At 67.5% G+C, this 10620-nt stretch carries 9 protein-coding genes and 1 pseudogene; 7 read left to right on the top strand and 3 right to left on the bottom strand.

Going from position 1 to position 10620, the window contains the following annotated elements; translation table 11 throughout:
* Positions 1 to 124 (top strand): annotated as a pseudogene (locus AC5P9P_RS17710) (IS110 family transposase); the annotation flags it as partial.
* Positions 125 to 349: 225 nt separating this feature from the next.
* Here the strand turns inward: AC5P9P_RS17710 and AC5P9P_RS17705 are convergent.
* The gene (locus AC5P9P_RS17705) at positions 350 to 829 is read right to left on the bottom strand and encodes a tRNA (cytidine(34)-2'-O)-methyltransferase (protein WP_495232986.1); all 480 of its coding nucleotides are present in this window, start codon (positions 827 to 829) and stop codon (positions 350 to 352) included.
* A 69-nt stretch (positions 830 to 898) separates the two neighbouring features.
* Positions 899 to 1375, bottom strand: coding sequence for an XAC0231 family protein (locus tag AC5P9P_RS17700; protein WP_049402662.1), 477 nt, complete (start codon positions 1373 to 1375; stop codon positions 899 to 901).
* Positions 1376 to 1790: 415 nt separating this feature from the next.
* Between AC5P9P_RS17700 and AC5P9P_RS17695 the strand changes: the two genes are divergently transcribed.
* The 4 genes from AC5P9P_RS17695 (at position 1791) to AC5P9P_RS17680 (ending at position 7241) form a co-directional block, all read left to right on the top strand.
* Entirely contained in the window at positions 1791 to 4640 is a 2850-nt protein-coding gene (locus tag AC5P9P_RS17695; RefSeq protein ID WP_495232985.1) for a M16 family metallopeptidase, read from the top strand.
* Positions 4641 to 4818: 178 nt separating this feature from the next.
* Positions 4819 to 5136, top strand: coding sequence for a DUF4156 domain-containing protein (locus AC5P9P_RS17690; protein WP_005407628.1), 318 nt, complete (start codon positions 4819 to 4821; stop codon positions 5134 to 5136).
* A 103-nt stretch (positions 5137 to 5239) separates the two neighbouring features.
* Positions 5240 to 6256 carry a 3-oxoacyl-ACP synthase III gene (locus AC5P9P_RS17685; RefSeq protein ID WP_004135358.1) on the top strand — a complete coding sequence of 339 codons (1017 nt, stop codon included), beginning with the start codon at positions 5240 to 5242 and terminating at the stop codon, positions 6254 to 6256.
* 94 nt (positions 6257 to 6350) lie between these two features.
* Positions 6351 to 7241, top strand: a complete 891-nt coding sequence (locus tag AC5P9P_RS17680; RefSeq protein ID WP_033835519.1) for an alpha/beta fold hydrolase — start codon at positions 6351 to 6353, stop codon at positions 7239 to 7241.
* Between the two features lie 114 nt (positions 7242 to 7355).
* Here AC5P9P_RS17680 and AC5P9P_RS17675 read toward each other — a convergent pair whose 3' ends face one another.
* The gene (locus AC5P9P_RS17675) at positions 7356 to 7787 is read right to left on the bottom strand and encodes a YkgJ family cysteine cluster protein (RefSeq protein ID WP_005407630.1); all 432 of its coding nucleotides are present in this window, start codon (positions 7785 to 7787) and stop codon (positions 7356 to 7358) included.
* Between the two features lie 104 nt (positions 7788 to 7891).
* On the opposite strand from AC5P9P_RS17675, the gene oleC reads away from it, so the two are divergent.
* Both oleC and oleD read left to right on the top strand, forming a co-directional pair.
* The gene (oleC, locus tag AC5P9P_RS17670) at positions 7892 to 9550 is read left to right on the top strand and encodes an olefin beta-lactone synthetase (protein ID WP_005420778.1); all 1659 of its coding nucleotides are present in this window, start codon (positions 7892 to 7894) and stop codon (positions 9548 to 9550) included.
* Complete coding sequence (gene oleD / locus AC5P9P_RS17665) at positions 9547 to 10539, top strand: 2-alkyl-3-oxoalkanoate reductase (protein ID WP_164133544.1); 993 nt, start codon at positions 9547 to 9549, stop codon at positions 10537 to 10539. Before oleC ends, oleD begins: the two co-directional genes overlap by 4 nt.
* Positions 10540 to 10620: the final 81 nt, after the last annotated feature.

The raw sequence follows: 10620 nt of genomic DNA, 5'->3' as shown, positions 1-10620 counted from the left end.
TTACGCTGGCCTGAAGGCCAAGGGCAAAGCGAGCAAGGTGGCGCTCGTGGCGGTCATGCGCAAAATGCTGGTGATCCTCAACGCCCGTAAGCGAGACGCCGAGGTGGCCCTCGGCTGCCCCTGACAAGACAGTTGCTACTGCGCGGCTGTTGGGTCCGCCTTGAAGCGAGCCGAGCACCGCAGGTCCGGCGGGGGCGAAGAGGCGCGGGTGTCTGAGCGCAGCGAGTTCCGCGCCGTCCCCCGGTGGACCGAGGAGCGCAGGGTACCGGTGCACAGCACCGGCTCGCGGGCGGCGGCGCGTTTCTTTGGTTACTTTCTTTGCGCGAGCAAAGAAAGTGACACACGTGAGCTACGCCCCACCGGCAAACCCGTGCTGCCGCCACGCCTCGTACATCACCACGGCAACGGTGTTGGAAAGATTGAGGCTGCGGTTGTCCGGCCGCATCGGCAGGCGCAGGCGGCGGCCATCCGGCAGTGCATCGAGCACGTCCTGCGGCAGGCCACGGCTTTCCGGGCCGGACAGGAAGGCATCGCCCTCTTCAAAGGCCACGCTGTCGTAGCGCACGCTGGCGCGGGTACTGAGTGCGAACAACCGATTCGGTGCGATCCGCGCCAGCGCGGTGTTCAGGTCGGGGTGCACCTGCAGGCGCGAGTACTCGTGGTAGTCCAGGCCGGCGCGCTTGAGCTGCTTGTCTTCCAGTGCGAAGCCGAGCGGCTCGACCAGGTGCAGCTGCGCGCCGGTGTTGGCACAGAGCCGGATCACATTGCCCGTGTTGGGCGGGATTTCCGGTTGGAACAGGATCACGTGGAACGGGGGCGCGGCATTCATCGGCGCAGTGTACCTGCGACGGCGGCCGGCTTTACGGCGCGCGCCCTGCGCTGGGCAGGGCGGCACCGCTTACGGGCGCAGCAGGACCTGGGCGGTTTCGGTGGCCAGTGCCTGCAGGTCGGCAGCGCTCGGGCGCACCTGCAGGGCCGGCAGGTTGACGATGACCGAGTTGGCGACGTTGGTGGCGGCGGCGGCCAGGGTGGCGGCGTAGCGCTGGGCTTCCAGTTCGGCGGCCAGGGCGACGCGCTGTTCCAGGCTCGGGCGCACTTCCACCGAGGCCAGGGTGGTGATGGGCATCGCGGCGGCGACCGGGGCGGCGACGTAGCCGCTGCGCTCGGCCAGCTGGTCGGCGCTTGGGCGCACTTCCACGGTGGCCAGGGTCGGGATGCCGCTGGCCTGTTCCCAGGCCTGCTGGGCCAGCTGGTCGGCGGCCGGACGAACCTGCACGGTGGACAGGGTCTTGATGGATTCGGAGGCCTGCACCGACGAAACAACCGCGGTGCCGGCGATCAGGGCGATGGCGATGGCAATGGTCTTGGCGTTCATGACGGGGCCTGTTTAGTGTTGGTGATCAGTGGTGTGGTAGTAAGGTAGTACACCAATTCTGGGCTTGCAAGGAAAATTTTCGATTTCCTGCGTTTGTTCATCCTTCAGTCAGCTTTTGTCTGAAGCCCTTCCTGGTGCAGAAACTACCAAGCAATCCCCGTGCCAACTTTTAATTATTGATTTGCAAGGGTTTTATGGTCATCGAAAAGTGTCCGGCGGGCGGACACCTGTCCATTCGATGTGCTGCGGACACTGTCCGGACGTCGCCGGCGGGTGCTTGTGACGGCCCGGACAGGGCAGATCGGCTCCGCGGATGGCGCACAGGGGCAAACACCCCCAGTGACTGGCGACCGATTCCTGCCGTTGCGCGCGCACGCTAGGATCGGGGTTCACCTATGTGACCAAGGATCCGGATATGTCTCTCGCCCTTCGCCCGCGCACTGCGCTGCTGGCCGTTGCCCTCAGCACCGCCCTGGGCACGCTTGTGCCTTCCCATGCGTTGGCGGCAAAGCCGGCCGCACCGGCCAAGGTCGATATCCCGTATGAGCAGTTCACCCTGCCCAACGGCCTGCGCGTGATCGTGCACACCGATCGCAAGGCGCCGATCGTCGCGGTTAACGTCTGGTATCACGTCGGCAGCAAGGACGAACCGGCCGGCCGCACCGGCTTCGCGCACCTGTTCGAACACCTGATGTTCCAGGGCAGCGAAAACCACGATGGCGAGTTCTTCGAGCCGTTCAAGCAGGTGGGTGCCACCAACCAGAACGGCACCACCAATACCGACCGCACCAACTACTTCGAGAACGTGCCCACCACTGCGCTGGACATGGCGCTGTGGATGGAATCGGACCGCATGGGCCATCTCGTCGGTGCGATCGACCAGGCGGCGCTGGACGAGCAGCGTGGCGTGGTGCAGAACGAGAAGCGCCAGGGCGAGAACCAGCCCTACGGCCAGGCCTGGGACCAGCTCAACAAGGCGCTGTATCCAGTTGGCCACCCGTACCACCACGGCGTGATCGGTTCGATGAACGATCTGAACGCGGCGTCGCTGGATGACGTGAAGACCTGGTTCCGCACCTGGTACGGCCCGAACAACGCCGTGCTGGTGCTGGCTGGCGACATCGACCTGGCCACCGCCAAGGAAAAGGTTGGCAAGTACTTCGGCAGCATCCCGGCCGGCCCGACCATGGCGCAGCCGGCGGTGAACGTGGCCAAGCGCAGCGCCGACACGCGCGAGACGATGACCGACAAGGTGCCGCAGGCGCGTATCTACCGCGCCTGGAACGTGCCGCAGGTCGGTACCACCGAGGTCGATCAGCTGCAGCTGTTCGCGCAGGTACTGGGCGGTGCCAAGTCCTCGCGGCTGAGCCAGCGCCTGCAGCACCAGGACAAGCTGGTGGACAGCATCGCGGCAGGCCTGTCGACGTCGCAGCTGGGTTCGAACTTCGTGATCATGGCGACGGTCAAGCAGGGCCAGGACCCTGCCAAGGTCGAGAAGATCATCGACGAGGAACTGGACCGGCTGATCAAGCAGGGCCCGACCGCGGCCGAGCTGGAACGCGCCAAGACCGGTGCCCGCGCCGGTTTCATCCGCGGCATCGAACGCATCGGCGGCTTCGGCGGCAAGGCCGACGCACTGGCCGAGTGCGCGGTGTTCACCGGCGACCCGGGCTGCTTCCGCACCTCGCTGGCCAACATCGAGAAGGCCAGTGCTGCTGATCTGAGCCGTCTGGGCGCGCAGTGGCTGGACAAGGGCAGCCACACCCTGGTGATTGCACCGGGTGAGCGCGTGGCGCTGAAGGAAGACCCGAGCCAAGCGCCGAAGCCCTTCAACGTGCCGGCGGTGGACCCGAAGTACAGCACCCTGCCCGAGCAGGTCGACCGCAAGGCCGGCGTGCCGCAGACCCGCGAGTTCCCGCAGCTGAAGTTCCCGGCGCTGCAGCGCGCCACGCTGAAGAACGGCACCCAGGTGATCCTGGCCGAGCGCCACGAGATTCCGGTGGTGCAGTTCAGCTACCAGTTCCCGGGTGGCTTCAGCGCCGACCAGGGCCGCAAGCCGGGCACCGCCAACTTCACCATGAGCCTGATGACCGAAGGCGCCGGCAAGCTCGGCTCGCTGGCCTTCGCCGATGCCGCAGACGCACTGGGCGCCAGCCTGGATGCCTCGGCCGGCCTGGACTCCATGAGCGTGGACCTGTCGGCGCTGAAGGAAAACCTGGCACCGTCGCTGGCGCTGTATCGGGACCTGCTGCGCGAACCGCGCTTCGAGCAGGGCGAGATCGACCGGGTCAAGGCGAGCTGGATTGCCGGCATCCAGCAGGAGAAGGTCAACCCGGGTGCGGTGGCGATGCGCGTGCTGCCGCCGCTGCTGTACGGCAAGGGCCACCCGTATGCCATTCCGTTCACCGGCAGCGGTGACGAAGCAGCGATCAACGGCCTGACCCGCGAAGACCTGGTCGACTTCCACCGCGACTGGCTGCGCCCGCAGAACGGCACCCTGATCGTGGTCGGTGACACCACCCTGGCCGAGATCGTGCCGCTGCTGGACAAGCAGCTGGGCGACTGGAAGGCGACCGGCGAGGCGCCGCAGGTGAAGGCGGCTACCGATGTCGCGCTGCCCAAGGGCCCGCGCGTGTTCCTGATCGACCAGCCGGGTGCGGTGCAGGCCAACCTGTTCGCGGGGCAGGTGGTGGCGCCGTCCAGCGCCACCAGCTCGACCCGCTTCGATATTGCCAACGGCGTGATCGGCGGCGACTTCACCTCGCGCCTGAACATGAACCTGCGTGAGGACAAGCACTGGTCGTACGGTGCGCGCAGCAGCGCGATCAACTCGGTGGGCCAGCGCCCGTGGATGGCCAGCGCGCCGGTGCAGATCGACAAGACCGGCCCGGCGATGGCGGAAATGCGCAAGGAAATCGCCGCGTTCGCCGATGGCAGCAAGCCGGCCACCGCCGCCGAGGTCAACCGCATCCGCAACATCCAGACCCTGAGCCTGCCCGGTGCCTACGAGACCGCCAGCGCGGTCGCCTCGACCATCGGTTCGATCGTGCAGTTCAAGCGTCCGGACGACTACGTGCTGCGTCGCAAGGCCGAGATCGAGGCGATGACCCCGGCGCAGGTGCAGCAGGCCGCCGCCGAGATCAAGCCACAGGCGCTGACCTGGGTGGTGGTGGGTGATCTCAAGCAGACCGAAGCGGCCGTGCGTGCGCTGAACCTGGGCGAGGTGACGGTGATCGACGCCGAAGGCAACCCGGTCAAGAAATAAGGGATGCGCCTGCCCGCCCCCGCGGGCAGGCCTCCCCAGGTAGTGCCGGCCGCTGGCCGGCAACGCCGTGACCCGAAGGCGGGGTCAGAGCCCGCTGCGGGGGATCCGTCCCCCCACCGGCTACCCCCGATTCAGGCGGTTCAGGCAGAATCCCTCCATACCCTTCCAGGATCTGCCCATGCGCGTTCTGCTGCTTTCCTCCCTGCTGCTCACCGTCACCGCCTGTACCTGGGTGCCGATCGAACCGGCCGGCAAGGCGACCCGCGTGCTGCCGGCAGGCCCGGTTCCCGCTGGCTGCATTGCCAAGGGCGAGGTGGTGGTGACCGTGAAGAGCAAGGTCGGCTTCTACAACCGCAACCCGCTGCGCGTGCAGGAAGAGCTGGAAACCCTGGCCCGCAACGAGGCCCCGAGCGCCGGCGCCAATGCCGTGCAGGCCGCCGCGGCCCCGGCCGATGGCAGCCAGCGCTTCGCCGCATTCCAGTGCCCGCCGCGCTGAACGCTTCACCATACGGCCAAGGCTGAATTCGTAAAGATGCGGTGAAGGCCCCGGGGGTTATAGAATAGCGCCCCCTTTTGCCTGAGCCTTGGCGCTAACCTCGATGCTCTTCAAGAATGTCTCGATCGCCGGCCTGGCACACGTCGACGCGCCGCATACGCTGACCACCAAGGAAATCAACGAACGCCTGCAGCCGACGTTGGATCGCCTGGGTATCCGCACCGACGTGCTCGGCGACATCGCCGGCATCCACGCGCGCCGCCTGTGGGACAACGGCGTGCTGGCGTCCGACGCTGCCACCATGGCAGGCCGCAAGGCACTGGAAGACGCAGGCATCAATGCGACGCAGGTTGGCCTGCTGGTCAACACCTCGGTCAGCCGCGACTACCTGGAGCCGTCCACGGCCTCCATCGTCTCGGGCAACCTCGGCGTCAGCGACGAGTGCATGACCTTCGACGTCGCCAATGCCTGCCTGGCCTTCATCAACGGCATGGACATCGCCGCGCGCATGATCGAGCGCGGTGACATCGACTACGCGCTGGTGGTGGACGGCGAGACCGCCAACCTGGTGTACGAGAAGACCCTGGAGCGCATGACCGCCCCGGACGTCACCGCCGACGATTTCCGCAACGAGCTGGCCGCCCTGACCACCGGTTCGGGTGCCGCGGCGATGGTGATGGCGCGCTCGGAGCTGGTGCCGGACGCGCCGCGCTACAAGGGCGGCGTGACGCGCTCGGCCACCGAGTGGAACCAGCTGTGCCTGGGCAACCTGGACCGCATGGTCACCGACACCCGCCTGCTGCTGATCGAAGGCATCAAGCTGGCACAGAAGACCTTCACCGCTGCCAAGATCGCCTTGGGCTGGGCCGTGGAAGAGCTGGACCAGTTCGTGATCCACCAGGTCAGCCAGCCGCACACCGCGGCGTTCATCAAGAACTTCGGCATCGACCCGAAGAAGGTGATGACCATCTTCGGCGAGCACGGCAACATCGGCCCGGCCTCGGTGCCGATCGTGCTGAGCAAGCTCAAGCAGCTGGGCAAGCTGAAGAAGGGCGATCGCATCGCGCTTCTGGGTATCGGCTCGGGCCTGAACTGCTCGATGGCTGAAGTGGTCTGGTAAAAGAGTCACCGCTGACCTGCTGCACGACGGGCAGCGATGATTTTTCCAAGTGTTCAAGGGCCGGTTTACCGGCCCTTTCTACAGGTGCGATCCGATGTCCCAGCTTCCCGGTTACCCCGCCCACCCGCAGCGCTTCGAGGTACGCCCCGGCCTGTCGATGAACTATCTCGACGAAGGCCCGCGCGACGGCGAGGTGGTGGTGATGGTGCATGGCAACCCGTCGTGGAGCTATTACTGGCGCACGCTGGTCGCCGGCCTGTCGGACACGTACCGCTGCATCGTGCCGGACCACATCGGCATGGGCCTGTCGGACAAGCCCGATGACAGCCGCTACGAGTACACGCTGCAGTCGCGCGTTGACGACCTCGATGCGCTGCTCAAGCACCTGGGCATCACCGGTCCGGTGACCCTGGCGGTGCACGACTGGGGCGGCATGATCGGTTTCGGCTGGGCGCTGTCGCATCACGACCAGGTGAAGCGCCTGGTGGTGCTCAACACCGCCGCGTTCCCGATGCCGGCGGCGAAGAAGATGCCGTGGCAGATCGCGCTGGGCCGCCACTGGAAGATCGGCGAGTGGATCATCCGCACCTTCAACGCGTTCTCGTCAGGTGCCTCGTGGCTGGGCGTGGAGCGGAAGATGCCGGCCGACGTGCGCCGCGCCTACGTGTCGCCGTACAACAGCTACGCCAACCGCATCAGCACCATCCGCTTCATGCAGGACATCCCGCTGTCGCCGGCCGACAAGGCGTGGTCGCTGCTGGAACGTGCCGGCAAGGCGCTGCCGTCGTTCGCCGACCGGCCGGCCTTCCTCGGCTGGGGCCTGCGCGACTTCGTGTTCGACCACCACTTCCTGAAGGGCTTCCAGGCCGCGCTGCCGCAGGCCCAGGTACATGCGTTCGAGGACGCCGGCCACTACGTGCTGGAAGACAAGCACGAAGTGCTGGTGCCGGAGATCCGCGCCTTTCTGGACAAGAACCCGATCTGATCGGTGTGCCGACCAACGGTCGGCATCCACCCCTTCCTCTTCCGGTGGGTGCCGACCGTTGGTCGGCACACCCGAAGGGTTGATGAGGTTGCCGGCCAGCGGCCGGCACTACCATTACGCGGCGACCGGCGCCTGCGGCGGCGAGGACGGGCTGTTGCCGTTGTCGTCCGGGTGATCGTCGTCATTGTCGGCGTCATCGCGCCAGCGCCAGTCGGCCGGCGTCAGCGGATCCAGGCCATAGGCAATGCGCGCCTTGTCGCACTGCGGGCTGGCCTTGCCGTATTCCCACGATGCATCCACCTCACGGCACACGCTGGGCCGGTTGGGGTGGATCGTGCAGCGTGAATACACGCCGATCTGCGCATCCAGCGCGACGCAGCGCACCGGCTTGGAATGGGTGCCGCGCATGCACAGGCGGTGCGGATCCAGCACCTCAGTGAGCTGATGCGGCACGCCGCCGGGGGTGACCTCGTCCGATTCCATCCAGTGGAAGGCCACGCGGTACTGGGTGCAGCAGGCGCCGCAGGTCATGCAGGGATGTTGCATGGGCAAGCCGCCTCGGGCGGCAGTCGGAATCGGGAACGAGGGTGCGGATTTTCCACGAAGTGGGCCGCCGCGCAAGAAATTCCGTAAGCGGCGACAATGAACGGATGAACCGACCCTGCAACATTGCGGCCCGTTTGCCTGAACTGGCGCGTGAACGCCCCGACCAGATCGCCATCCGCTGCCCGGGCCGCCGCGGCGCCGGCAACGGCATGGCCGCCTACGATGTCACCCTCGATTACCGTCAGCTGGACGCCCGCAGTGATGCCATGGCCGCCGGCCTGGCCGGCTACGGGATCGGCCGTGGCGTGCGCACGGTGGTGATGGTGCGGCCCTCTCCGGAGTTCTTCCTGCTGATGTTCGCGCTGTTCAAGCTGGGCGCAGTGCCGGTGCTGGTCGATCCGGGCATCGACCGGCGCGCGCTTAAGCAGTGCCTGGACGAGGCGCAGCCGCAGGCCTTCATCGGCATTCCGCTGGCGCATGTGGCGCGGCTGGTGCTGCGCTGGGCGCCGTCGGCCACCCGGCTGGTGACGGTCGGCCGCCGCCTCGGCTGGGGCGGTACCAGCCTGGCCGCGCTGGAACGTGCCGGTGCCAAGGGGGGGGCCATGCTGGCCGATACCGATGGCGAGGACATGGCGGCGATCCTGTTCACCAGCGGCTCCACCGGCGTGCCCAAGGGCGTGGTCTACCGCCACCGCCACTTCGTCGGCCAGATCCAGCTGCTGGGCAGTGCCTTCGGCATGGAAGCGGGTGGGGTGGACCTGCCGACCTTCCCACCGTTCGCGCTGTTCGACCCGGCGTTGGGCCTGACTTCGGTGATCCCGGACATGGACCCGACGCGGCCGGCGCAGGCCGACCCGGGACGCCTGCACGATGCCATCCAGCGCTTCGGCGTAACCCAGCTGTTCGGCTCGCCAGCGCTGATGCGGGTGCTGGCTCGGCACGGGCGGCCACTGCCGACGGTGACCCGGGTGACCTCGGCCGGGGCACCGGTGCCGCCGGACGTGGTCGCCACCATCCGCAGCCTGCTGCCGGCCGATGCGCAGTTCTGGACTCCCTATGGCGCCACTGAGTGCCTGCCGGTGGCGGTGGTCGAAGGCCGCGAACTGGAGCGCACCCGCGCGGCGACCGAGGCCGGTGCCGGCACCTGCGTGGGCAACGTGGTGGCCCCCAACGAGGTGCGCATCATCGCCATCGACGACGCACCGTTGGCTGACTGGTCGCAGGCACGTGTGCTGGCCACCGGCGAGGTGGGCGAGATCACCGTGGCCGGGCCGACCGCCACCGACAGCTACTTCAACCGCCCGCAGGCCACTGCGGCGGCGAAGATCCGCGAGACGCTGGCCGATGGCAGCACCCGCGTGGTGCATCGCATGGGCGACGTTGGTTATTTCGATGTGCAGGGCCGCCTGTGGTTCTGCGGGCGCAAGACGCAGCGCGTGGAAACCGCGCGCGGGCCGCTGTACACCGAGCAGGTCGAGCCGATGTTCAACACCGTGGCCGGCGTGGCGCGCACTGCGCTGGTTGGCGTGGGGGCCGCCGGTGCGCAGGTGCCGGTGCTGTGCGTGGAGCTGCAGCGTGGCCGGTCCGACAGCCCGGCACTGCAGGAAGCGCTGCGTGCCAAGGCCGCCGCATGCCTGGCCGGAGCCGGGCTGGAGCACTTCCTGGTACACCCTTCGTTCCCCGTCGATATCCGTCATAACGCCAAGATCGGCCGCGAGAAGCTCGCCGTCTGGGCCAGCGCCGAACTGGAGAAGCGCGCATGAAGATCCTGGTCACCGGTGGCGGTGGTTTCCTTGGGCAGGCGCTGTGCCGCGGGCTGGTCGAGCGTGGCCACCAGGTGCTGGCGTTCAACCGCAGTCATTACCCGGAACTGCAGGCGATGGGCGTGGGCCAGATCCGCGGTGATCTGGCCGATGCGCAGGCGGTCCTGCATGCGGTGGCCGGCGTCGATGCGGTGTTCCACAACGGCGCCAAGGCCGGCGCATGGGGCAGCTATGACAGCTACCACCAGGCCAACGTGGTCGGCACCGACAACGTCCTCGCGGCCTGCCGCGCGCATGGCATCAACCGGCTGGTCTACACCTCCACGCCCAGCGTGACGCACCGGGCCACGCACCCCGTAGAAGGCCTCGGCGCCGACGAAGTGCCGTACGGCGAAGATTTCCAGGCGCCCTATGCGGCCACCAAGGCGATTGCCGAACAGCGCGTGCTGGCAGCCAATGACGCCTCGCTGGCGACGGTGGCGCTGCGTCCGCGCCTGATCTGGGGCCCTGGCGACCAGCAGCTGGTACCGCGCCTGGCCGAACGTGCACGACAGGGCCGCCTGCGCCTGGTGGGCGATGGCAGCAACAAGGTCGATACCACCTACATCGACAACGCCGCGCTTGCCCACTTCCTCGCCTTCGAGGCACTGGCGCCCGGTGCCGCATGTGCAGGCAAGGCCTACTTCATTTCCAACGGCGAACCGCTGCCGATGCGCGAGCTGGTCAACAAGCTGCTGCAGGCGGCGGGTGCACCGACCGTGGACAAGGCGATCAGCTTCAAGACCGCGTACCGTGTCGGCGCCATCTGCGAGCGGCTGTGGCCGCTGCTGCGCCTGCGTGGCGAGCCGCCGCTGACCCGCTTCCTGGCCGAGCAGTTGTGCACGCCGCACTGGTACAGCATGGAACCGGCGCGCCGTGACTTCGGCTACGTGCCGCAGGTCAGCATCGAAGAAGGGCTGCGCAGGCTGAAGGCTTCATCTGCTGCATAGATCGCCATCACTGGTTGCACACCGCAGGATCGGGAGGATGGACCCACGCCATCCAAGGCTCGACCACCCGCGAGGAGCGCC

The sequence above is a fragment of the Stenotrophomonas sp. YJH_SMC_14-1 genome, from assembly GCF_059372275.1.
This window is presented reverse-complemented; position numbering and strand designations above follow the sequence as displayed.

Coding starts and splice junctions, on each gene's coding strand:
- AC5P9P_RS17690 (WP_005407628.1), top strand. CDS start 4,819: ATGCGCGTTCTGCTGCTTTCCTCCCTGCTGCTCACCGTCACCGCCTGT.
- AC5P9P_RS17700 (WP_049402662.1), bottom strand. CDS start 1,375: ATGAACGCCAAGACCATTGCCATCGCCATCGCCCTGATCGCCGGCACC.
- oleD (WP_164133544.1), top strand. CDS start 9,547: ATGAAGATCCTGGTCACCGGTGGCGGTGGTTTCCTTGGGCAGGCGCTG.
- oleC (WP_005420778.1), top strand. CDS start 7,892: ATGAACCGACCCTGCAACATTGCGGCCCGTTTGCCTGAACTGGCGCGT.
- AC5P9P_RS17695 (WP_495232985.1), top strand. CDS start 1,791: ATGTCTCTCGCCCTTCGCCCGCGCACTGCGCTGCTGGCCGTTGCCCTC.
- AC5P9P_RS17675 (WP_005407630.1), bottom strand. CDS start 7,787: ATGCAACATCCCTGCATGACCTGCGGCGCCTGCTGCACCCAGTACCGC.
- AC5P9P_RS17705 (WP_495232986.1), bottom strand. CDS start 829: ATGAATGCCGCGCCCCCGTTCCACGTGATCCTGTTCCAACCGGAAATC.
- AC5P9P_RS17685 (WP_004135358.1), top strand. CDS start 5,240: ATGCTCTTCAAGAATGTCTCGATCGCCGGCCTGGCACACGTCGACGCG.
- AC5P9P_RS17680 (WP_033835519.1), top strand. CDS start 6,351: ATGTCCCAGCTTCCCGGTTACCCCGCCCACCCGCAGCGCTTCGAGGTA.